The 20,802-nt window shown below is 63.3% G+C and carries 23 protein-coding genes; 15 read left to right on the top strand and 8 right to left on the bottom strand.

The genetic code is table 11. The features are described from left to right. Positions 1-39 precede the first annotated feature (39 nt). The 3 genes from ccsB to ACODSZ_RS21385 all read left to right on the top strand — a co-directional run bounded on the left by ccsB (position 40) and on the right by ACODSZ_RS21385 (position 2,560). Positions 40-1,194: a c-type cytochrome biogenesis protein CcsB gene (gene ccsB, locus ACODSZ_RS21395; protein ID WP_008334198.1), complete on the top strand. Its 1,155-nt coding sequence runs from the start codon at positions 40-42 to the stop codon at positions 1,192-1,194. A gap of 59 nt (positions 1,195-1,253) precedes the next feature. After that, positions 1,254-1,901, top strand: a complete 648-nt coding sequence (locus ACODSZ_RS21390) for an HAD family hydrolase (RefSeq protein WP_008334199.1) — start codon at positions 1,254-1,256, stop codon at positions 1,899-1,901. 68 nt (positions 1,902-1,969) lie between these two features. Then, complete coding sequence (locus ACODSZ_RS21385; RefSeq protein WP_034351565.1) at positions 1,970-2,560, top strand: GNAT family N-acetyltransferase; 591 nt, start codon at positions 1,970-1,972, stop codon at positions 2,558-2,560. Positions 2,561-2,593: 33 nt separating this feature from the next. Here the strand turns inward: ACODSZ_RS21385 and ACODSZ_RS21380 are convergent, their stop codons facing one another. Further along, positions 2,594-2,767: a hypothetical protein gene (locus tag ACODSZ_RS21380; protein ID WP_192811596.1), complete on the bottom strand. Its 174-nt coding sequence runs from the start codon at positions 2,765-2,767 to the stop codon at positions 2,594-2,596. A 228-nt stretch (positions 2,768-2,995) separates the two neighbouring features. Here ACODSZ_RS21380 and ACODSZ_RS21375 point away from each other — a divergent pair, with 228 nt between their 5' ends. Next, positions 2,996-3,250, top strand: coding sequence for a hypothetical protein (locus tag ACODSZ_RS21375; protein WP_008334201.1), 255 nt, complete (start codon positions 2,996-2,998; stop codon positions 3,248-3,250). A 164-nt stretch (positions 3,251-3,414) separates the two neighbouring features. Here ACODSZ_RS21375 and ACODSZ_RS21370 read toward each other — a convergent pair whose 3' ends face one another. From ACODSZ_RS21370 to ACODSZ_RS21350, 5 genes are all read right to left on the bottom strand, one after another. Beyond that, complete coding sequence (locus ACODSZ_RS21370; RefSeq protein ID WP_008334202.1) at positions 3,415-4,419, bottom strand: NAD(P)H-dependent glycerol-3-phosphate dehydrogenase; 1,005 nt, start codon at positions 4,417-4,419, stop codon at positions 3,415-3,417. A gap of 17 nt (positions 4,420-4,436) precedes the next feature. Then, positions 4,437-4,886 (bottom strand): SH3 domain-containing protein, encoded by a 450-nt coding sequence (locus ACODSZ_RS21365; RefSeq protein ID WP_241822344.1) that lies wholly within the window; start codon positions 4,884-4,886, stop codon positions 4,437-4,439. A gap of 118 nt (positions 4,887-5,004) precedes the next feature. Further along, positions 5,005-5,499 (bottom strand): protein-export chaperone SecB, encoded by a 495-nt coding sequence (gene secB, locus ACODSZ_RS21360; RefSeq protein WP_008334205.1) that lies wholly within the window; start codon positions 5,497-5,499, stop codon positions 5,005-5,007. Between the two features lie 51 nt (positions 5,500-5,550). After that, positions 5,551-5,811 (bottom strand): glutaredoxin 3, encoded by a 261-nt coding sequence (gene grxC / locus ACODSZ_RS21355; RefSeq protein WP_008334207.1) that lies wholly within the window; start codon positions 5,809-5,811, stop codon positions 5,551-5,553. Continuing rightward, a complete protein-coding gene (locus ACODSZ_RS21350; RefSeq protein ID WP_008334209.1) occupies positions 5,808-6,221 on the bottom strand; it encodes a rhodanese-like domain-containing protein in 414 nt (137 codons plus the stop codon). The genes grxC and ACODSZ_RS21350 overlap by 4 nt, the downstream gene beginning before the upstream one ends. Positions 6,222-6,380: 159 nt before the next feature. Between ACODSZ_RS21350 and gpmA the strand changes: the two genes are divergently transcribed. The 7 genes from gpmA to ACODSZ_RS21315 all read left to right on the top strand — a co-directional run bounded on the left by gpmA (position 6,381) and on the right by ACODSZ_RS21315 (position 14,636). Beyond that, the gene (gene gpmA, locus ACODSZ_RS21345; protein WP_008334213.1) at positions 6,381-7,127 is read left to right on the top strand and encodes a 2,3-diphosphoglycerate-dependent phosphoglycerate mutase; all 747 of its coding nucleotides are present in this window, start codon (positions 6,381-6,383) and stop codon (positions 7,125-7,127) included. A gap of 137 nt (positions 7,128-7,264) precedes the next feature. Continuing rightward, positions 7,265-8,632 (top strand): murein hydrolase activator EnvC family protein, encoded by a 1,368-nt coding sequence (locus ACODSZ_RS21340; RefSeq protein WP_175344733.1) that lies wholly within the window; start codon positions 7,265-7,267, stop codon positions 8,630-8,632. A 3-nt stretch (positions 8,633-8,635) separates the two neighbouring features. After that, positions 8,636-10,132 (top strand): S41 family peptidase, encoded by a 1,497-nt coding sequence (locus tag ACODSZ_RS21335; protein ID WP_175344724.1) that lies wholly within the window; start codon positions 8,636-8,638, stop codon positions 10,130-10,132. Between the two features lie 83 nt (positions 10,133-10,215). Beyond that, positions 10,216-10,971, top strand: coding sequence for a HesA/MoeB/ThiF family protein (locus tag ACODSZ_RS21330; RefSeq protein WP_008334218.1), 756 nt, complete (start codon positions 10,216-10,218; stop codon positions 10,969-10,971). A gap of 444 nt (positions 10,972-11,415) precedes the next feature. After that, a complete protein-coding gene (gene dksA / locus ACODSZ_RS21325) occupies positions 11,416-11,901 on the top strand; it encodes an RNA polymerase-binding protein DksA (RefSeq protein ID WP_175344725.1) in 486 nt (161 codons plus the stop codon). Between the two features lie 79 nt (positions 11,902-11,980). Further along, positions 11,981-12,382, top strand: coding sequence for a hypothetical protein (locus ACODSZ_RS21320; protein ID WP_488928502.1), 402 nt, complete (start codon positions 11,981-11,983; stop codon positions 12,380-12,382). Positions 12,383-12,563: 181 nt separating this feature from the next. Next, complete coding sequence (locus tag ACODSZ_RS21315) at positions 12,564-14,636, top strand: TonB-dependent receptor (protein ID WP_175344727.1); 2,073 nt, start codon at positions 12,564-12,566, stop codon at positions 14,634-14,636. Positions 14,637-14,805: 169 nt separating this feature from the next. Here ACODSZ_RS21315 and ACODSZ_RS21310 read toward each other — a convergent pair whose 3' ends face one another. Then, positions 14,806-15,339 (bottom strand): carboxymuconolactone decarboxylase family protein, encoded by a 534-nt coding sequence (locus ACODSZ_RS21310; protein WP_488928501.1) that lies wholly within the window; start codon positions 15,337-15,339, stop codon positions 14,806-14,808. Positions 15,340-15,491: 152 nt separating this feature from the next. Here ACODSZ_RS21310 and ACODSZ_RS21305 point away from each other — a divergent pair, with 152 nt between their 5' ends. Then, positions 15,492-16,463, top strand: a complete 972-nt coding sequence (locus tag ACODSZ_RS21305; RefSeq protein ID WP_175344729.1) for an AraC family transcriptional regulator — start codon at positions 15,492-15,494, stop codon at positions 16,461-16,463. Here the strand turns inward: ACODSZ_RS21305 and ACODSZ_RS21300 are convergent. Beyond that, complete coding sequence (locus ACODSZ_RS21300; protein ID WP_008334229.1) at positions 16,453-16,917, bottom strand: Lrp/AsnC ligand binding domain-containing protein; 465 nt, start codon at positions 16,915-16,917, stop codon at positions 16,453-16,455. The two genes, ACODSZ_RS21305 and ACODSZ_RS21300, sit on opposite strands and share 11 nt — an antisense overlap. 378 nt (positions 16,918-17,295) lie before the next feature. On the opposite strand from ACODSZ_RS21300, the gene ACODSZ_RS21295 reads away from it, so the two are divergent. The 3 genes from ACODSZ_RS21295 (at position 17,296) to ACODSZ_RS21285 (ending at position 20,608) form a co-directional block, all read left to right on the top strand. Continuing rightward, positions 17,296-18,432 carry a branched-chain amino acid ABC transporter substrate-binding protein gene (locus ACODSZ_RS21295; RefSeq protein WP_175344730.1) on the top strand — a complete coding sequence of 379 codons (1,137 nt, stop codon included), beginning with the start codon at positions 17,296-17,298 and terminating at the stop codon, positions 18,430-18,432. 208 nt (positions 18,433-18,640) lie between these two features. Continuing rightward, complete coding sequence (lhpH, locus tag ACODSZ_RS21290) at positions 18,641-19,651, top strand: trans-3-hydroxy-L-proline dehydratase (RefSeq protein ID WP_488928500.1); 1,011 nt, start codon at positions 18,641-18,643, stop codon at positions 19,649-19,651. An 18-nt stretch (positions 19,652-19,669) separates the two neighbouring features. After that, the gene (locus ACODSZ_RS21285) at positions 19,670-20,608 is read left to right on the top strand and encodes a delta(1)-pyrroline-2-carboxylate reductase family protein (RefSeq protein ID WP_488928499.1); all 939 of its coding nucleotides are present in this window, start codon (positions 19,670-19,672) and stop codon (positions 20,606-20,608) included. Positions 20,609-20,802 lie beyond the last annotated feature (194 nt).

The raw sequence follows: 20,802 nt of genomic DNA, 5'->3' as shown, positions 1-20,802 counted from the left end.
CGCGCAGCATGGTCCGGGACAGCAGTATTGGAGAACGCAATGGAATTGACTCAAGCAAACCAGGCCTACGAGCAAGAGCAAGGCTATTTCCGGCGCCTCGGCATCGTCGACTGGATCTATGCTGCCGCGCTGGTGGCAGCATCGCTGTATGCCTTGGGACGCTTCGGCGGCTACATGGACTATTACGAGAAGGCCGTGCTGCTGCTGGCCGCTCCCACCTTCGCCGGGCTGGGCTGGCACTGGAAGCCGGTACGCCTGCTGATGCTGGTGATCGCGGTGCTCTCGCTGGGTGCCATTGCCATGTATGGTGGCGCGCTGGAAATGGCCGACAAGAAATTCTTGCTGAAATACCTGCTCTCCAGCCAGTCCGCCATCCTCTGGATGAGCGCGCTGTTCTGCCTGTCCACCCTGTTCTACTGGGGCGGCCTGGCCACCACCGCCGGCACCGGCAGCGCGATCGGCTCACGCCTGTGCTGGTCCGCCGTGGTGCTGGGCTTCACCGGCATGATGGTGCGCTGGTATGAGTCCTACCTGATCGGTGCGGATGTGGGCCACATCCCGATTTCCAATTTATATGAAGTTTTCGTCCTGTTCTGCCTGATCACGGCGCTTTTCTACCTGTACTACGAAGAACGTTACGCAACGCGCCAGCTCGGCGCCTTCGTGCTGACGGTCATCACGGCGGCGGTGGGTTTCCTGATGTGGTATACCGTGTCCCGGGATGCGGCCGAGATTCAGCCGCTGGTGCCGGCCCTGCAGAGCTGGTGGATGAAGATCCACGTGCCGGCCAACTTCATCGGCTACGGCACCTTTGCCCTGGCTGCCATGGTGGCGGTGGCCTATCTGCTGCGCGAGCGAGGTATCCTGGCCGACCGCCTGCCCACGCTGGAGGTGCTCGATGACGTGATGTACAAGGCCATTGCAGTCGGCTTTGCCTTCTTCACCATCGCCACCATCCTCGGTGCACTGTGGGCGGCCGAGGCCTGGGGGGGATACTGGTCCTGGGATCCGAAGGAAACCTGGGCCCTGATCGTCTGGCTCAACTATGCGGCCTGGCTGCATATGCGCCTCATGAAGGGCCTGCGTGGGCGGACCGCAGCCTGGTGGGCGCTGGTAGGCTTGCTGGTGACGACCTTCGCCTTCCTGGGCGTGAACATGTTCCTCTCGGGCCTGCATTCCTACGGCGAACTTTGATGGCGTCGGCGGCTCCTTGAAGAGGGCGGCCCCTGCCTTCTGAATCACAAGGAGCAACGATGAAGCACCCCTCTGCCGCGCCGGAACTGGTCATCTTCGACTGCGACGGCACCCTGGTCGACAGCGAAGTGGTGGCCGCGCGTGCCTGGTCCGAATATGTCGCCGGGTATGGCGTCGTACTCAGTCCCGAGGAAGCGCTGGCGCGCTTTCGCGGGGTGAGCATGAAGTGGTGCATCTCGCATATCGAGCAATTGAGCGGCCAGGCACTGCCGGGGCATTTCGAGCAGGAGTTGCGCGCGCGCATGGGCGTCATGCTGGAGCGGCACCTGCAACCCATCAGCGGTGCCCTGGAGATGGTGGAGCAGCTGCATCTACCCTTCGCCCTGGCCTCCAATGCCCCGCATCACAAGATCGAGCTGTGCCTGCGGGTCACCGGCCTGCTGCCGCATTTCGCCGGCCGCATCTTCAGTGCCTACGACGTGCAGCGCTGGAAACCCGATCCTGCCCTGTTCCTGTTCGCCGCCGAACGCCTGGGGGTGGCCCCGCAGCGCTGCGCGGTGGTGGAAGACAGCCTGCCGGGCGTGCAGGCCGGACTGGCAGCGGGCATGCAGGTGATCGCCCTGCAGGAGCATGGCGTGCATCCGGAGATGCCGGAGGAGGTGGCGGTCATCACCCATCTGGCGCAGTTGCGTGCGCAACTGGGCTGACCGCAGGGACAGTTCCCGCTGCGCCCGATTTCGGTAAGATCAGCAAGAAACTTCACCCAACGGTTCCCATGCTCCGCTCCCTAGACCGCGAACGGCAAATCATCCATTGCGACCGCGCCATTGAAGTGCGTCCGCTGGGCCTGCGCGAGGCCCCGGCGCTGTATGACGCAGTACACCAGTCGCGCGCCGCCATCAGCCAGTGGGAAGCCTGGTGCACGCCCGAATACGGCCTGCTGGATGCCAAGCTGTTCCTGCAACGTTCCATCGAGCAATGGCATGTTCACGCGGCCTACGACTTCAACATCATCGATCGCAGCAACGGCCTGGTGATCGGCTCGGTCGCCATCAACCAGGTCAGCCAGCTGAACCAGATGGCCAACTTGGGCTACTGGGTGCGCGAGGGTTATACCGGGCGTGGCATCGCCGCCCTGGCCGCGCGGGCGGCGGCGGCTTTCGCCTTTTCCCGGGCCGGCCTGACCCGGCTGGAAATCGTGGCCCAGGCCGGTAACCTGCGCAGCCAGCGGGTGGCCGAGAAGGCTGGAGCCACGCTGGAATGCCTGGCCCGCAATCGCCTGGTCTTTCATGGCGAACCACGCGATGCGAAGGTTTTTTCACTGGTGCCGGCCGACCTGGGGCTGCTCGTTCCTGTGCATCCATGAACCGTCACGGCGCCAGACCCTCCAGCAGTTGAGTCATTCTTCGTCGCTTTTTTGTCGCGAAAACTGAAGGACGATACGTTTCGCAACACTTTTTTTCTCTATTTTTGTTGAGTAAAAGCGCACGGCGCGGAGCAATCTGACAGCGCCGTCAGCCTTGATGGATGCGGGTTTGCGCCGTTTGTGCACAGCCGCAAAGGATTGTTTCACGCAAGTAATTTCAATTTGGCTGACAAAATACTGACTTTTCGCGTATTCCAAAATGCGGTTCGGGCGTTACATACCTAAAGCGCTGTCAAGAAACGTAGCGCTTGTGTATCTGGAGCAGTCTCCCGGAATCAAGTTGGCAGGCAACATCTTCCGGGGCGCTGCGTGTTCTTCCGAACAACAACTCAGGATGGAAGAACGTTGAGCGTCAGCGACGTAAGAGGAAATACGATGCAAGCCATACAACGCAACAAGACCACGAACAATAACCACGCCGGCCGCGCCGCCCAGCAATACGTCATGGGCGGGGACGCGCGCAGTTCCCGTCTGGCCAAGCGCCTCAAGGGCGCCGAAGCCGCCCGTCAGGACGATGACTGCAGTGCGCGTTACGACAAGATCTCCAAGCAGATGGATGACGCGCTCGAAGGCGGTTCGCCGCAGCGCTTCAAGCGCCCCAAGATGGAAAGCGACATCATCGCGCGTTGAGGCAGGTCGGATTCAGGCGGTTTGCAGCCTGGATCCCGGTGAATCCCCGCGTGATAAAAAAACAGCCGGAGGCATGTCTGCTCCGGCTGTCATTTTCTTGGCTTTACTTGCGCAGTGAGGATTGGTGAATCTCCCGCCCGGATGGAGGCGCGGGAAAGGCCTGCCTACAGGCTTTCCTCGCGCGGGTCCCGCGCCAGCAGCCGGGCCACCATGTCCTGCACCGATACCCCGTCGAACAAGGCCGCCGCCACCGCATCGGTGATCGGCATCTCGATCCCTTTTTCGTGCGCCAGGGCGCGCACGGCCTGTGCGCAGCGCACTCCCTCGGCCACGTGACCGAGTTCGGCGACGATATCTTCCAGCTTCTTGTTCTGTGCCAACCCGAGTCCCACACGCCGGTTGCGCGAGAGGTCGCCGGTGCAGGTGAGGATCAGGTCGCCCACGCCCGATAGTCCCATGAAGGTTTCTGCACGCCCACCCAGCGCTACGCCGAGTCGGGTGATTTCGGCCAGGCCGCGGGTGATCAAGGCGGCGCGGGCGTTCAAGCCCAGTTGCAGGCCGTCGGCCACGCCGGTGGCAATGGCCAGGATGTTCTTGACCGCGCCACCGATCTCCACGCCCACCAGGTCATCGCTGGAATAGATGCGAATGTTGTTGCCGTGCACGGCTGCGACCGCGCGTTCGCACAGGGCCGCGTCGGCACCGGCGATGGTCAGTGCGCAGGGCAGGCCGCGCGCCACTTCCTGGGCAAAGGAGGGCCCGGAGAGTACGCCGGCGGCCAGCGTCGAACCCAGTACTTCCTGCACCACCTGATGCGGCAGCAGGCGCGTACCTTCTTCCAGTCCCTTGCACAGCCAGACCAGGTTGGGGATGGGATAGGCGCGCAATTGTCCGGCCAGCTCACGCAGGCCCGACACCGACGAGGCCGCAATAAGCAGCGAATCTTCAGGCTCGTCGCAGACATGCCGCACGGCGGCATCGAAATCCGAACTCACCGTCAGTTCAGGCGGCAGCGCAAATCCCGGCAGGTACAGACTGTTCTCGCGCTGCAGGCTGGCGTGCTGCATGGCCTGGGCATTGCGTCCCCACAGCACGACCTGGTGCTTGCGGGCCAGGGGAATGGCCAGCGCAGTACCCCACGCGCCAGCGCCCAGAATGGAGATCTTCATTGTCGCTGCTTCTTCGCTCAATCGCCCCAGACCTCGCCGGCCTTCACGAAGCCGCTCTGGCCATCGCGGTGGCGCACCTTGACCCAGCCATTGTTGGGACTTTCCAGCATCTCCAGCAGGACCGACTTGTCGGCGGTGAAGACCACCGGGCTGCTCTCATCGGCGGCGCCGAAGATGCGCGCATTGGCCACCGAGACCACCAGCATGCGCTTGGGCGTGAGCGCCTTGGAGGAGATCCAGGACAGCGTACCGGCGGCATCCCGTACCTTGCTCCATTCACCATAGGTCAGCACCACCTCGACCGGCATGCCGCGCGGCGCCACGTAGACGCGGCGACCCTTTTCGGAGGGCGCGTCGTACATGATGGCAGGCGAGGCGCCGACCGACTTGAAGTCCAGGGCCAGGGCGTCCTTGGCCATGAAGGCGCCGAGCAGGGTAGCGCAAAGAATCAGGGGAAGGCGTTTCATCGTGAAGGTCTCCGCAGAAGGGAAAGCGCCGCAGCACAGGCTGCGGCGGCTTGTTGTCGTACCGGGCTGCCGCCGGGGATGCGGGGCGCCCGGCAGGCGGACAGCGGGTGAAGTCCGATCAGTTGACGGCGTTGGAGCCGTTGTTGACCAGGGTGGCGCCTTGCTGCTCGGCCAGGGCCTGCAGGCGTTGCTGGTAGAACACCTCGAAGTTGATCTCGGCCAGGTGCACCGGCGGGAAGCCGGCGCGGGTAATGGCGTCGGCGATGTTGGCGCGCAGGTACGGATAGATGATGTTGGGGCAGCCGATGCCAAGCAGCGGGTCCAGCTGTTCAGCGGGCACGTTGCGGATCTCGAAGATGCCGGCCTGCTTGCCCTCGACCAGGAAGGCCACCTTGTCCTTGACCTTGGCGGTGACGGTGATGGTCACGGTCGATTCGAACACGCCTTCAGCCAGCGCTTCGGCACCGACGTCCACCGACACTTCGATCGAAGGCGCTTCCTGTTCCAGGAAGATGGCCGGGGAATTCGGCTGTTCCAGCGACAGATCCTTCAGGTACACGCGCTGGATCTGGAAAACGGGTTGCTGTTGGGCTTCTTGGTTCTGTTCCGACATGGATCTCTTTCAGGTTCGGTGAATCGATAGGGGGAGTTTGCTGCCCTGGCATCAAGCCTGCAGCAGCGGGTCCAGCTTGCCGGCGCGGTCCAGCGCGCTCAGATCATCGAAGCCGCCGACATGGGTGTCGCCGACATAGATCTGGGGCACGGTGCGGCGGCCGGTCTTTTGCATCATCAGCTCACGCTGCTGAGGGTCGAGATCCACGCGGATCTTCTCGATCTGCGTGATTCCCTTGCTGGCCAGCAGACGCTCGGCCATCATGCAGTACGGGCACACGGCGGTGCAGTACATGGTTACGGAAGCGCTCATTTGGCCTCCTTGGTGGTCAGCGGCAGGCCCTGGCCCTGCCAGGCGGCGATGCCGCCGTTCAGGCCGTAGACCTCGGTGAAGCCGGCCTTCTTCAGCGAAGCCTCGGCGCGGTTGGCCTGGGTGCCGGTCTGGCAGACCACGATGACCGGGCGGGCCTTGAGCTTGTCGAGCTCGCCGATGCGCTGCGGCAACTCTTTCAGGGGGATGTTGCGGGCGTCGCGCAGGTGGCCGGCGGCGAATTGCTCGGCCTCACGCACGTCCAGCACCAGTACCTTGCCCTGGTTGAGCATCTGCGTGGCCTGCAGCAGGCTCAGCTTGTTGCCGCGCTGCTGCAGGTAGGGAACCAGCAGCGCACCGCCGGAGACCAAGGCCAGGGCGATCAGGAAAATATTGTCGATGATGAATTTCACGGCAGTCCAATGAGTTTACTGAATCCCGGCATTATAAAATAGAAGCATTCGCGGTTTGCATTCGGACCGAACAGTCTAGTCTACGGCTTGTATCCGGTTTCGCGTAGTCGATCTTTAGGGCAGCCGCAGCGGTTTATCCATCATCAATCTAGTCCTGCTATGTACAAAATCGTATTCATGCGCCACGGCGAATCGACCTGGAACCTGGCCAACCGCTTCACCGGCTGGGTCGATGTCGACCTGACCGAGAAGGGCGTGGCCGAAGCCCGCCAGGCCGGCAAGCTGCTCAAGGAAGCCGGTTTCTCCTTCGACCTGGCCTATACCTCAGTGTTGAAGCGCGCCATCCGCACCCTCTGGACCACGCTGGACGAAATGGACCAGATGTACATCCCGATCAAGAACGACTGGCGCTTGAACGAACGCCACTACGGCGCCCTGCAAGGCTTGAACAAGGCCGAGACCGCCGCCCAGTATGGCGACGAGCAGGTGCTGGTCTGGCGCCGCAGCTACGACACCCCGCCCAATCCCCTGACCCCGGGCGAAGAGCGCGACGCGTTTGGCGATGCCCGCTACGCCGGTCTCTCGCGCGAGCAGGTGCCGCTGACCGAGTGCCTCAAGGACACCGTGGCCCGCGTGCTGCCGGCCTGGAATGACGCCATCGCCCCGGCCATCCGCGCCGGCAGGCAGATCATCATTTCGGCCCACGGCAACAGCCTGCGTGCCCTGATCAAGTATCTGGACGGCATCAGCGATGACGATATCGTCGGCCTGAACATCCCCAACGGCCAGCCGCTGGTCTATGAACTGGATGCCGACCTCAAGCCCATCAAGAGTTACTATCTGGGCGACCAGTCCGCCATCGAGGCAGCCCTCAAGGCGGTGGCCAATCAAGGGAAGTCGAAATAAAACTGCGTTTCTCCAGCAAGACGCCGGCCGCACAGGCGGCGTCCCTTACCGTCAAGTGCATTCCACCGGCGCGTTCGGCCCTGTTGTCGGGCGCGCCGCGAGTCGCTGTGCGCTTGCTCTCGGCGCTGGCGGCGGGCATGCTGCTGTGCGCTGCGGTGCAGGGCCAACCGCTCACCGAGCGCACTCGGCAGAAGCAGGCCGCCGAGAAGGAGCAGGCCGACCTGCAACAACGCCTCGCCGCGCTCAAGCGCGATATCGACCAGACCGAAACCGCCAAGGACAATGCCGCCGACGCGCTGGCGGCCTCGGAACAGGCCATTTCCAAGGCCAATCGTTCACTGCGCGATCTGGCACAGGAACAGCAGGCCACCGAAGCGCGCCTGGCGCAACTGGTCAAGCAGTTGAACGAACTGACCGTGCTGGTCAACGCCCAGCAGGCGCAGCTCTCCAGGCTGCTGCGCGAGCAATACGTAGCCGGCAATGAGGACCGCATCAAGCTGCTGCTCTCCGGTGACAATCCCAATCGCATCAACCGCGAGCTGCAGTACATGGGCTATGTCTCGCAGGCCCAGGCCAGGCTGATCGACACCCTGCGCGCCAACCAGCAGGCGATCCGCGCCAACAAGGCCGACACCCAGAACGCCAAGTTCGAACTGGAAGAAATCGCCCAGGAAGAACTGGAGCAGAAGAAAGTGCTGGAACGCGAAAAGGGCCGTCGCCAGGCCCTGTTGACGCAGCTGTCCACCAAACTCAATGCCCAGCGCCAGCAAGCCGGCCATCTCGAGCAGGACCAGCGGCGTCTGTCCAGCCTGGTGGACAAGCTGGCGCAGATCATCGAGCAGCAGAAAAAGGCCGAAGCCGAAGCCCGCGAGAGACGTCGTCAGGAACAATTGGCCAAAGCCAGGGCCGAACGCGAGAAGCGTCTGGCCGAACAGCGCGCCCGCGCCGAGAAGCGCGCCGCCGAAGCGGCCCGGGCCGCCAGGGAAGGCAAGCCGGCACCGAAGATGCCCGATCCGGCCGACGCCATCGATGATGACGAACCGCCGCAACAGGCCTCACTGGGCCGCAACGATACCCTGCCCGAGCTGCAGGCGGACAATTTTGGCAAGCCCTTTGCCAGCCTGCGCGGACAATTGCACCTGCCGGTCAAGGGTGAACTGATGTCGAAATTCGGCACCCGTCGCGGCGACGGACCGGCCAGTCGTGGCCTGTTCATCCGCGCCCCTGAAGGGGCCGAAGTGCGCGCGGTGGCGGCAGGACGGGTGGTCTTCGCGGATTGGTTGCGCGGGTTTGGCAATCTGATCATCGTGGACCACGGCAACCAGTACATGACGATTTACGGCAACAACCAGTCGGTATTGAAACGCGCCGGCGACCTGGTCAAGGCCGGGGAAACCATCGCCACTGCAGGCAACAGCGGCGGTAATGAGCAATCGGGTTTATACTTTGAAATGCGGTATCAAGGCCGCGCATTCGACCCACAGGGGTGGGTAACTTCTAGGTGACACATGGGCAGCAAACTCAAGAATATCAGTTTGATCGGTTTGGGCATGGTGGCTGGAGCCACTGCGATGATTCAGTTCGACGCCATCGCGCAAAAGAATGCAACGGCGTCGCTGCCCCTGGAGGAGCTGCGCCAGATGGCCGACGTATTCGGTCTCATCAAATCGGATTACGTCGAGCCGGTCGATGACAGGAAGCTGTTGACCGAAGCCATTTCCGGCATGGTCGCCTCGCTCGACCCGCACTCCGCCTATCTGGACAAGAAGGCTTACAAGGAGCTGCGCGAAGGGACCATGGGCAAGTTCGTGGGCCTGGGCATCGAGGTCGGCATGGAGGACGGCTATGTCAAGGTCATCTCTCCCATCGAGGATTCGCCGGCTTTCCGCGCCGGCATCAAGGCCGGTGACCTGATCACCCGTCTGGACAGCACCCCGGTCAAGGGCCTGACCCTGGACGAAGCCGTCAAGAAGATGCGCGGCGAACCCAACACCAAGATCACCCTGACGATTGCCCGCAAGGACGAAGACAAGCCCATCATCCTGACCATCACCCGCCAGGAAATCCGTGTGCAGAGCGTCAAGTCCAAGGTGGTCGAGCCCGGTTATGCCTGGGTGCGCGTGACCCAGTTCCAGGAACCGACGGTGGACGACATGTCCAAGAAGCTCGCTGCCATCTACGCCCAGGAACCCAACCTGAAGGGCCTCGTGCTGGACCTGCGCAATGACCCGGGTGGCGTGCTGCCGGGCGCCATCGGCGTGGCCGCGACCTTCCTGCCCAAGGATTCGGTGGTGGTCTCCACCAACGGCCAGCTTCCCAGCTCCAAGCAGACCTTCTACGCCAAGCGCGAGTACTACGCTTCCAACCCGCTGTCGGATCCGCTGTCGCGCCTGCCGGATGCCATCAAGAAGGTACCGATGGTGGTTCTGATCAACAGCGGCTCGGCGTCGGCCTCCGAAATCGTGGCCGGCGCCCTGCAGGATTACAAGCGCGCCACCATCATGGGCACGCAGTCCTTCGGCAAGGGTTCGGTGCAATCGGTGATCGCGCTGCCGCCCGAGAAGAACACCGCGGTCAAGCTGACCACCGCCCGTTACTACACGCCCAAGGGCCGTTCCATCCAGGCCCGTGGCATCGTGCCGGACATCATGGTGGACGAGTATCCCGATGGCGATGGCTTGAACGGCCTGCGCCTGCGTGAGGCCGATCTCTCCAAGCACCTCACCAACGACACGGACAAGTCCGCCGAGGTCAAGGCGCAATCGATGGATGAACAGTCCGAAGAACGCCTGATCGCCGCCGAGAAGAAGCGCAAGCCGCTGGAGTTCGGCAGCAAGGACGACTTCCAGCTGATGCAGGCCCTGAACCAGCTCAAGGGCTTGCCGGTCAAGGTCTCCAACGCCAAGCCCGAAGTGCGCAACGAAGAAGGCAAGAACGCCACCCCGGTCAAGGACGAGCGCCGTGACAACAAGGCGCCGGCCGAGAAGATCGATACCACCAAGTAATACGCCGCCTCCGGGCAGGCACATCGGGCCGCTAGCACTTGCCAGCGGCCCTTTTTTTCATATCAATCAGGGCAGATCTGACGATGGATGACCAACAGTTGCTGCGCTACTCGCGCCACATCCTGCTCGACGAGATCGATATCGAAGGCCAGACCCGCCTGCTGCAAGGTCATGCGCTGGTGATCGGAGCCGGCGGCCTGGGCTCGCCGGCGGCCATGTACCTGGCCTCGGCCGGCATGGGCCACATCACCCTGGTCGATCACGACACCGTCGACCTGACCAATTTGCAGCGCCAGATCATGCACACCACCGAGCGCGTGGGCCAGCCCAAGGTGCAATCCGGTCGCCAGGCGTTGCAGCAGATCAACCCCGGCGTGCAGGTCACCGCCCTGGCCGAACGGGTCGAGGGGGAGCGCCTGCAGGCCCTGGTGGCCGCAGCCGACGTGGTGCTGGACTGCAGTGACAACTTCGCCACCCGCCACGCCATCAACCGCGCCTGCGTGGCGGCGGGGGTACCGCTGGTATCGGGCGCGGCGATCCGTTTCGATGGCCAGGTCAGCGTGTTCGACCCGCGTCAGGACGCCAGTCCCTGCTATGCCTGCCTGTTCCCGCCGGAGCGTGAATTCGAGGAAGTGCAATGCGCGACCATGGGCGTGTTTTCGCCGCTGGTGGGCATCATCGGCACCATGCAGGCGGCTGAGGCCATCAAGCTGGTGGCCGGCATTGGCCGTTCGCTGGCCGGGTACCTGCTGATTCTGGATGCGCGCGAGATGGAGTGGACCCGCATTGCCATCGGACGCGACCGCCAGTGCCCGGTGTGCGCCCGGCGACACGGATAATCACGGCGCCCGCAGGCCGCACGCTTCGCCGCTTCCATCCTGCCCCGTTCTTCTGGTATAAACACGGATGGATGTTGCAATGCAAATAGCATGCCGCATGCGCCAGGCTGATGTTCGGAACGACGACAATTCATAAGCGCGATCAGCCCGCCCCGCCTAGCCCGTCACAGGGGAAGTCATGAACCGCTCCATGAACCGGACCGCTGGCCGCACGTCGCCCCCCGCCATGATGGCACCCGGGCCGCTGCGCCAAAGGCTTGGCATCCGGAATCGTTGGTGTACAATCCTTGACCGCGAAAAAGCGTGCGCCATCCGCAGCGCCGCGGCCTGGAGACACCGGGCGGGCCAGCCGATCGCGTCAACGTCAATCGAAGAGGTGCCAACGCGGCAAGGGAAGTGGATTCACAAGCGACCTGTTCCGGCAGCCGTGCATCAGCCGGGATAATGGATATAGTTGAAAAACCCGTAGTATTGAAAGTAAGCGAAGTGGCAACCAAGACTCCCAAAACTACCCCTGCAGCGCAGTTGCTGACCGAGGAACAGATCCTCAAGATGGACGAGAAGGACTACATGAACGAAGCGCAGCTTGCTTTCTTCAAGGCCCGTCTCCAGCAACTGGAAAAGGATCTGCTCAAGAACGCGGACGAAACCACCGAACACCTGCGCGAAACCGTGCTGGTGCCGGACCCGGCCGACCGCGCCACCATCGAGGAAGAACACGCCCTGGAATTGCGCACCCGCGACCGCGAGCGCAAGCTGCTCAAGAAGGTGCAGCAATCCATCGTGGCCATCGACAATGGCGAGTACGGCTGGTGTGAAGAAACGGGTGAACCGATAGGCATCCCCCGCCTGCTGGCGCGTCCGACCGCGACCCTGTCGCTGGAAGCCCAGCAACGCCGCGAACTGAAGCAGAAACTCTACGGCGACTGATCCTCGCCACGCACGATGACGCCTGCGCCTTGCGGTGCGCAGGTGCAGTGCCGCTGTCGTTTTTACCTGGTACTGTCCCATGAACCGTCTGCGCGCCCTGCGAAGCTCCATCGTCATCGCCTTGCTGGCGATGTCGCTGTTGTTCGCGCAGATGCTGGGTTTCGTGCACGGGATTGCGCACGCCGGCTGGGCACCGGGAACGGTCCATTCGCTGATCAGCGAAGCCCTGTTCGATGAGGGCGAGGAGGCACATGCCGAACTCGCTGCCGCCGATGGGCAGCCTGCCCATCACCACCATGCCCACGACCTGCACCACTCCTGCGTCGCCTATGATGCGGCCGCCCTGTCGGCGGGTGCATACTTTGATTTTCCTCCCCTGCCGCTGTTGCCGCCGGTGCGCGTACTGGCCCTGTGGCAGGCCTTCGCGTCCTGGGACGCCCCGCTGAACTGCCATTTCTTCTCGCGCGCCCCGCCGCGCTGAATTCCTTCCTCCTGCAAGACCCTCATGACTGGTTACCGGTTGTCCCTCGCGCATCCGTGCGCGGCGTTGCGTCGTCCTGACGCCGCCGCGCGTGATCGCGTGCCGACGGCCGGTGTATCCGCGCCGCCCCGTCACCCTCACGACAGAGCGGGCGGCGCTTCGTGCACAACAAGGAATTCACATGGCTCTTCAACGCCAACACATTGCCTCGGCTGTCCTCACGGCCCTGGCGGCCTGGTCTGTTTCCGCTGCAGCGCAGACTGCAGACAGCACCGCTGCCACTACCAATACCGCTAACACCGCCAATACTTCTACAACCCCTGCGGCCCAACCGGCCCTGCAACCCATCGTCGTCACCGCCACCCCCTTCGCCTCGGAGGAAGATGTGCAGGTGCTGGCACCGGCCAAGGTCATTACCGGTGACGAACTGCGCAACAAGCTTGGCAATTCGCTGGGTGACACGCTCTCCAACGAACTGGGCGTATCGGCTTCGGCCTTCGGTGCCGGGGCTTCCCGTCCCATCATCCGCGGCATGGAAGGGCCGCGCGTGATGATTCTGCAGAACGGCATGGGCGTCTCCGACGTCTCCACCGTCTCCAACGACCATGCGGTCGCCACCGAAGCGGCCACTGCCCGCCAGATCGAGATCCTGCGTGGTCCGGCGGCGCTGCTGTATGGCTCGGGTGCCATCGGCGGCCTGGTCAACGTGGTCAATGACCGTATCCCCACCGAGCTGGTCGGCAAGCCCACCGGCACCGTCGAAGGACGTTACGGTACGGTTGACGGCGAAAAGAACAGCTCTTTCTCGCTGGATACCTCGGCCGGCCAGATCGGCCTGCACCTGGACGGCAACTATCGCGACACCGACAACTACAAGATCCCGGGTAACGCCCGCCAGGGCGACAGCAGCAGTGCCTCGGGCCGCCTGCCCAACTCCTTCACGCATGAGACCAGCCTGGGTGCCGGCATTTCCTACGTGACCAACTGGGGCTACATCGGCCTGTCGGCGGCGACCCTGGATGATCACTACGGTATCCCGACCGATGAAATGTCCTTCATCGACCTGCACCAGAACCGCTACGACCTCGACACCGTGGTCAACCAGCCCTTCGCCGGTATCGAGAAGTTCCGGGTCCGCATGGGTTACACCGACTACACCCACATCGAGAAGGCGCAGGATGGTACGCCCAACACGGTCTTCTCCAACCGCTCCCAACAGACCCGCTGGGAGCTGACGCACGCACCCCTGGCCGGCTGGCACGGCACCTTCGGCGTGCAGACCGAGCAGAGCAACTACTCGGCCCTGACACCCGATACCGGCGTGTCCGAACTGACCCCGCCGACCCGCTCATCCTCCTTTGCCGGCTTCCTGGTGGAAGAACGCCAGTTTGGCCAGGTGCTGGCCAGCGCCGGCCTGCGCGCCGAGAGCGTGAGCCGGCGTCCGGACAGCGGTAGCGGCCTGCCGGGACGCAATTTCAGCCTGATCTCCTGGTCCACCGGTGGGCTGTGGAGCTTCCAGCCCGGTTACGGCCTGGGCCTGACCTACTCCTTCGCCCAGCGTGCGCCGACGGTAGAGGAGCTGTACTCCAACGGTCCGCATGAATCGACCTCGACCTACGACATCGGCGACAACCAGTTGAAGAAGGAAACGTCACACAACATCGAACTGAGCCTGCAGAAGACCGAGGGGTTGGTGCGCTGGAAGGGCAACGTGTTCCGCAACAAGGTCAATAACTACATCTACGGCCGGACCAATGGCCAGGTCGACGATACCGGCACGGCCGATGCCAATGGCGAGTTCACGCAGCGCTTCTGGTCGCAGGGCGACGCCACCATTCGCGGCGTGGAAGCCGAGGTCACCTACAACTGGAATGGCGAAGGCGTCTCCGGCCGGGTATTTGCCGATACCTCGCGCGGTACGCTCGACAACCAGGGCAATCTGCCCCTGCAGCCGGCCACCCGCTATGGTATCGAACTGGGCTACAAGACCGGCCCCTGGGCCAGCGGCGTGAAGGTCTTGCGCGCGCAAAAGCAGGATCGCCTGGCGTCCTTCGAAACCTACGAGACCCCGTCCTATACCCAGCTGGACGCCAACCTGTCCTACACCCAGCGCCTCAACGGCGTGAAGCTGACCTGGTTCGCGCTGGCCCGCAACCTGCTGAACCAGGACATCCGCCTGTCCACCTCGGTGCTGCGCGAGACGGTACCGCTGGGGGGCCGCAACTTCATCGTGGGGGTACGCACCGCTTTTTGACCGATATGAATGAAACGTCAGCTGCCTCAGGCAGCGACGTCCCCGGGTGCCAGCGGGAGACTGCGCCTCCCGCCAGCGCGGCTTGCCCGGCTGCCTCCGCAAGGAGGCCGCCGGGCTTTTTTTTCGCGTATGAACGAATGGGTAATTTTTCGGATTTTTTTCTGGCCGATTACGGTGCCGGAGGGAAATCCAGAACAGTATCGTTCACACGGTTGAACAGATTAGTGAAGGTAATGGCAGTGACCGCCAGCAGCGTATCGACGATCTGGGCATCACTGTAGACGGCTCGCACGCGCTCGACCGCGCTGGCCTCGACGGTGCCGCGTGTGGCCACCAGGCTGCGGGCGAAATCGGCCAGTACGTCCAGTTTGTCATCGCCCGAGGGCCGGGCGTGACGTACGCCATCGATGGCCTGGGCCGGCAGGCCGACCTTCTTGCCCATGAGCGCGTGGGCCGCCACGCAGTAGTCGCAGCCGGCCTGTTCACTCACGGCCAGCTTGATGGCCTCGATTTCCTTGGCCGACAGGCTGCTCTTGCGCAGCGCGCCGTCCAGATGCAGGGCTGATTCCAGCGCCACCGGGCTCAAGGTGCCGATGCCGGCGTAGGCATTGGGCACCATGCCCACGGCGGACTTGATGGCGGCAAACAGTTGGGCGGCCTGACCGCTGGCTTCGCTGAGGGGGGCAATGTTCAAACGGGACATGATGGTTCTCCTTGATGAGGACAAGCGCGGCGGCCTGGGCGGGATTGCCGGTGGTCCGTGTTGCGCATGGACGTACTGTAGGCCTCTTGAATGAAATTATTAATGCCAGAAAATGACATAAAATTGCTCATCAATCTCATTGAAGGAAATCCATGGATGCCCTCAGTCGCCTCCTGTCCCTGCACCCGGTGCGTGCTGCGCTGGACATCCGCTGCCGCTTCGGCCAGCCGTGGAATCTCCCGCATGCGGCCTTGCCGGCTGGGGTGGCGCCATATCACTTCATCCTGGAGGGCAGGGCGCAGCTGCAACTGGCCACGGGTGCGGCGCTGCCGCTGGAAGCGGGCGACCTGGTGGTACTCACGCGGGGTGCGGCCCATGATCTCTTCATTGCGCCCGCCGCCGAGGCCATCGGGGCGCGTCTGGACGTGACGGCGGCGCCGGTGCGGCTGCATGTGAACGATGATGCGGCCGGCGGTGCGCAAGCCTTGTCGGATTTCCTTTGCGGACAATTCCATTTCGATGCCCCGCATTCCAACGCTCTGGTGCAGGCCCTGCCGGAAGTCTTGCTGGTGAGGGGAGCCTTGCTGCCCGAGGGCGATGGCCTGCGCACACTGGCTACGCTGCTGCGCAGCGAATGCGGCGGTGCCGATGGCCGTGGAGAATTGCGCGCCGGTGCCCAGGCCGTGGTGGCCGGGCTGGCGGCGGCGCTGTTCGGACTGGCCCTGCGCGCCTGGCTGGCCCAGGGCGGACCGCAGCCGGGTTTGCTGGCGCTGCTGGCCCATCCCGGCCTGCAGCCCGCGATGCAGGCCATGCTGGAGGCACCGCAACAGGATTGGACCTTGCCTCGCCTGGCCGCGCTGTGCCACCTGTCGCGCGCGACCTTCGTGCGGCGTTTCCAGGCGGTCGGCAATACAACGCCGGGTGAGGTCCTGCAGCAATTGCGCATGGCGCGCGCCGCACAACTGCTGAGCTACAGCAAACTGCCCACTGCGCAGATCGGCGAAGCGGTGGGGTATCAGTCGGAGGCGGCCTTCAACCGGGTGTTCAAGAAATTCAGCGGGATGGGACCGGGCGCCTACCGGCGCACTGGGCGGCAGGCGCCGCCGCAGGGGATCAGCGGATAGGCAGGCGGATGGTGTTCTTCACTTCTTCCATCACGGCATAGGTGTGGGTTTCGCGCACGCCCTTCAATTGCAGCAGCGACTTGCCCAGAAATTCGCGATAGGCGTTCATGTCCTTGACGCGCGACTTGACCAGATAGTCGAAGCCGCCGGCCACCATGTGGCATTCCATGATCTCGGGGATGCTCTGCACGCTCTTCTTGAATTCGGCAAAGACATCCGGCGTGGTGCGGTCCAGCACCACTTCGATGAAGACCAGCAGCGAGACATCCAGCAATTCCGGATTCAATTGCGCTGCATAACCCAGGATGTAGCCGGCTTCCTGCAGCTTGCGAACCCGCTCCAGGCAAGCGGCCGGCGACAGGTTCACGCGCGCGGCCAGGTCGACGTTGCTGATGCGGCCATCGTTTTGCAGCTCCGCCAGAATTTTCTTGCTGATCTTGTCGAGTCCGGCCATGGTTTCTGAACTTTATTCAGTTAAAAATATATTGAGAAAATTTTATTCCGATTATAAGGGGAATAAGCGGGCCTAATATCAAGGAAGAGTCAATAGAATCCTCCCTCATAAAAAACATAACGTAATGCGGGCATGAAGCGAAGTTCACCTCGCTTCTGCGCGGATCACAGCAGTATCTCGGCAATGGATGTTGACGAGTTTTGTTTGCAGGCTTGCCAGCGCGTGGCGGTAAAGACCGGCCTCACGCGGCCAGCACGGCATCAACGGAATGCACCGCTCCGGCCCACGAGGCGGGGGATGGTGCAGATCCTGCTTTTCCGGCGTTTTCAATGCAATTACCCACCGCAGTCTGACTTTCTAGAAGAGAGGAAACACCCCATGTTCAAGCGCGTCTCCGGACTCAACATCATCGCCGCCTCGCTGGCGCTGATCCCTGCTTTCGCCATGGCGCAGGATACCCAGGTCGTCAAGATCGGTTTCTCCAGCCCGCTGACCGGTCCCCAGGCATCGGCCGGCAAGGACAACCAGGGCGGCCTGATGATGGCCGTCGAGCGTCTGAATGCGCAACCCATCACCGTGGGCGGCAAGAAGATCAAGTTCGAAGTCATCGCCGAAGATGACCAGGCCGATCCCAAGCAGGGCGTGGCCGTGGCACAGAAGCTGGCTGACGAGGGCGTCAAGGCCATCGTCGGTCCCTACAACTCGGGCGTGACCATCCCCGCCTCGCGCGTCTACAACGATGCCGGCATCGTGGTGGCTACCGTGGCCTCCAATCCCAAGATCACCCAGCAAGGTTTCGCCACCCTGTTCCGCGTGGCCGCCAGCGACAGCCAGCTGGGCGGCAAGATGGCCCTGTATGCTGCCAAGGAACTGAAGTTCAAGCGCGTGGCCGTGATCGATGACCGCACCGCCTATGGTCAGGGCCTGGCCGAGGAATTCACCAAGGTCGCCAAGGCCAACGGCATTGAAGTCATCAGCAAGGACTTCACCAACGACAAGGCCACCGACTTTACCGCCATCCTGACCTCGATCAAGGGCAAGAAGCCCGACGCCGTGTTCCTGGGCGGCTACGCTCCCCAGGGTGGTCCGATCAAGCGCCAGATGAAGCAGTTGGGCATCGACGTGCCCCTGATGGGCGGCGACGGCATCTGCTCGCCGGAAATGGGTCGCCTCGGTGGTGATGCCATCGGCGAGAGCGTCTACTGCACCCAGGGCGGCACCATGCTGGACAAGGCCAAGGATGGCAAGGTCTTCGCTGACGACTACCAGAAGAAATACAGCCGTCCTGCCGAGACCTATGCAGTTTCCTTCTACGATGGCATGATGCTCATCGCCCAGGCCATGAAGCAGGCCAACTCGGTCGAGCCCAAGGCCTTCGGTCCGGCCCTGGCCAAGATCAGCTACAAGGGTGTGGCCGGCCAGTACGACTTCGACGCCAACCACGACCTGAAGCAATCGCCGGTGACGGTCTATCGCTTCAAGGACGGTCTGCCGGTCCCCCTGACCAGCTACTGATCGCTCCTTCCCCTGGCCTGATCCTGCCGCCCGCCATGGCGGGCGGCTTGCCAGGCTTCCAGCCCAGCTCCACTGTGCAGTGCCCCGCTTCCCGCCGGTTTCGACCGGCCCGGGAGCGGTTTGCCGTACCCGCTTGCGGTGCCGACCTCATCCCCGGCAGTGTTACCCTCTGCCCTGGCGGACCCGCAGCACACCCGGAAGGAAGACCATGCTCAGCTATACCCGTACCGTCCAGACCATCGATGCCCACACCGGCGGCGAACCGCTGCGCATCGTGGTCTCGGGCCTGCCCAAGATCCCGGCCGGCACCATCCTGGAGCAGCGTGCCTGGCTGCGTGAACATCGCGACGACCTGCGCCGCTTCCTGATGAACGAACCGCGTGGCCATGCCGACATGTACGGCGCCTACCTGCTGCCGCCGGTCACGGCCGGTGCCGACTTCGGCGTCATTTTCATTCACAACGAAGGCTACAGCGACATGTGCGGCCACGGCATCATTGCCCTGGGCAAGGTGCTGGTCGAGATGGGCTACGTCGAACGCACCCAGCCGCAGACCCGCATCTGCTTCGATGCCCCGGCCGGCTTCATCGAAGCCTTCGTCGAGTGGGATGGCGTGCGCGCCGGCAAGGTCAGCTTCAACAACGTACCCGCTTTCATCTATCGCCGTGACGTCGAAGTCGAGACGCCCGGGTTTGGCAAGATCGTCGGTGACATCGTCTTCGGTGGCGCCTTCTACTACTACATCAATGCCGGGCAGGCCGGCCTGACGGTCAAGCCGGAACTGGTACGCCAACTGATCCAGCTGGGCGCCGAAACCAAGGCTGCGGTGATGGCCAAGGTCGCCATCGCGCATCCGCTGGAGCCCGGCCTCAATACGCTGTACGGCACCATCATCGACAGCGAACCCAATTTCCCGGGGGCGGACCAGTCCAACGTCTGCATCTTCGCCGACCGCGAAGTGGATCGTTCGCCCACCGGTACCGGCACCTCGGGCCGTGCGGCCCAGTTGTTCCTGCGCGGCCGGCTGGCGCTGAACCAGTCCTACGTCAACGGCAGCATCGTCGGCAGCAACTTCGGCGTGCGCGTGACCGCTGCCACCAAGGTGGGCGATTTCGACGGTGCACTCACCGAAGTGAGCGGCTACGCCCACATCATGAGTACCAACCAGTGGGTGCTGGAAGACGCCGATCCTTTCCCGACCGGCTTCTTCCTGCGCTGACCTTCTCCAAGGATTCCCATGCACATTCTTGAATCCCGCCAGACCGCCGCTGCCCTGCCTTATGCCGCGCTGGTCGATGCCCTCGCGCGGGCCGCGCAGGAACTGGCCAGCGGCGCCATCCGCGCGCCCGAACGCCAGGTCGTTCCCATCGATGGCAACAGCGTCTTGCTGGGCATGCCGGCCATTGCCGAGGATCTCTCGGTGACCAAGCTCATCACCGTGCATGGCGACAATGCACGCCATCAGCTGCCGGCGATCCAGGGTGAGGTGATCGTCTTCGAGACCCACACCGGCCGCCGCCTGGCCTTGATGGATGGTCCCACCGTCACCGCGCGTCGCACCGCTGCCATGAGCATGCTGGGCATTCGTACGCTGCTGCCGCGCAGGCCGCAATCGGCGCTGCTCATCGGCACCGGCGCCCAGGCAGCGGCACATGCCGATGCGCTGGCCGAAGTATTCGGTGTCCGTCAATTCTGGGTGGCCGCGCGTGACCTCGCGCGTACCCAGGCTTTCTGCCAGGCCATCAGCGAACGCCATCCGCAAGTGGTGGCCAGTCCACTCCCGGCACAGATGTTGCAACAGGATCTGCCACGCACCGATGTGGTGATTGCCTTGACCACGTCGCGCGTGGCCGTGATTCCTGAACAGATCGCCGCTGATACGCTGGCCATCGGCGTGGGCGCCTTCAAGCCGGACATGGTGGAGTTCCCGGCCAGCCTGCTGCACGCTCGCCGCATTGTGGTCGACGACCTGGCCGGTGCGCATCACGAAGCCGGGGATCTGATCCAGGCCAAGGTTGATTGGTCCGGGGTGGTGGGCATCGGCGATGTGCTGGCCGGCAAGACCCCTGTCGATACACTGCATGGCGCGGGGGCGCTGCCGGTGTTCAAGACCGTGGGCCAGGCTGCATGGGACCTGGCGGCAGCGCGCGTGATGCGCACCACACTGGGGCTTTGAAATTTGCGCGTGCATGCGCGCCTAATTTGATAAATAATTTACGCTTTTTTCGCGGACGTTCACGCGTTTGCGGTTTCCTGACGTTTCACAACAATCATCCTCCTGAAGGAGACACCGTTTCATGGATATTTTCCTCCAACAGATCATCAACGGATTGGTGCTAGGCAGCATGTACGCACTGATCGCCCTGGGCT

It is taken from the genome of Herbaspirillum sp. FG34 (genome assembly GCF_057809315.1).
This window is presented reverse-complemented; position numbering and strand designations above follow the sequence as displayed.

Coding starts and splice junctions, on each gene's coding strand:
- ccsB (WP_008334198.1), top strand. CDS start 40: ATGGAATTGACTCAAGCAAACCAGGCCTACGAGCAAGAGCAAGGCTAT.
- ACODSZ_RS21390 (WP_008334199.1), top strand. CDS start 1,254: ATGAAGCACCCCTCTGCCGCGCCGGAACTGGTCATCTTCGACTGCGAC.
- ACODSZ_RS21385 (WP_034351565.1), top strand. CDS start 1,970: ATGCTCCGCTCCCTAGACCGCGAACGGCAAATCATCCATTGCGACCGC.
- ACODSZ_RS21375 (WP_008334201.1), top strand. CDS start 2,996: ATGCAAGCCATACAACGCAACAAGACCACGAACAATAACCACGCCGGC.
- ACODSZ_RS21370 (WP_008334202.1), bottom strand. CDS start 4,419: ATGAAGATCTCCATTCTGGGCGCTGGCGCGTGGGGTACTGCGCTGGCC.
- ACODSZ_RS21365 (WP_241822344.1), bottom strand. CDS start 4,886: ATGAAACGCCTTCCCCTGATTCTTTGCGCTACCCTGCTCGGCGCCTTC.
- secB (WP_008334205.1), bottom strand. CDS start 5,499: ATGTCGGAACAGAACCAAGAAGCCCAACAGCAACCCGTTTTCCAGATC.
- grxC (WP_008334207.1), bottom strand. CDS start 5,811: ATGAGCGCTTCCGTAACCATGTACTGCACCGCCGTGTGCCCGTACTGC.
- gpmA (WP_008334213.1), top strand. CDS start 6,381: ATGTACAAAATCGTATTCATGCGCCACGGCGAATCGACCTGGAACCTG.
- ACODSZ_RS21340 (WP_175344733.1), top strand. CDS start 7,265: ATGCTGCTGTGCGCTGCGGTGCAGGGCCAACCGCTCACCGAGCGCACT.
- ACODSZ_RS21335 (WP_175344724.1), top strand. CDS start 8,636: ATGGGCAGCAAACTCAAGAATATCAGTTTGATCGGTTTGGGCATGGTG.
- ACODSZ_RS21330 (WP_008334218.1), top strand. CDS start 10,216: ATGGATGACCAACAGTTGCTGCGCTACTCGCGCCACATCCTGCTCGAC.
- dksA (WP_175344725.1), top strand. CDS start 11,416: ATGGATATAGTTGAAAAACCCGTAGTATTGAAAGTAAGCGAAGTGGCA.
- ACODSZ_RS21320 (WP_488928502.1), top strand. CDS start 11,981: ATGAACCGTCTGCGCGCCCTGCGAAGCTCCATCGTCATCGCCTTGCTG.
- ACODSZ_RS21315 (WP_175344727.1), top strand. CDS start 12,564: ATGGCTCTTCAACGCCAACACATTGCCTCGGCTGTCCTCACGGCCCTG.
- ACODSZ_RS21310 (WP_488928501.1), bottom strand. CDS start 15,339: ATGTCCCGTTTGAACATTGCCCCCCTCAGCGAAGCCAGCGGTCAGGCC.
- ACODSZ_RS21305 (WP_175344729.1), top strand. CDS start 15,492: ATGGATGCCCTCAGTCGCCTCCTGTCCCTGCACCCGGTGCGTGCTGCG.
- ACODSZ_RS21300 (WP_008334229.1), bottom strand. CDS start 16,917: ATGGCCGGACTCGACAAGATCAGCAAGAAAATTCTGGCGGAGCTGCAA.
- ACODSZ_RS21295 (WP_175344730.1), top strand. CDS start 17,296: ATGTTCAAGCGCGTCTCCGGACTCAACATCATCGCCGCCTCGCTGGCG.
- lhpH (WP_488928500.1), top strand. CDS start 18,641: ATGCTCAGCTATACCCGTACCGTCCAGACCATCGATGCCCACACCGGC.
- ACODSZ_RS21285 (WP_488928499.1), top strand. CDS start 19,670: ATGCACATTCTTGAATCCCGCCAGACCGCCGCTGCCCTGCCTTATGCC.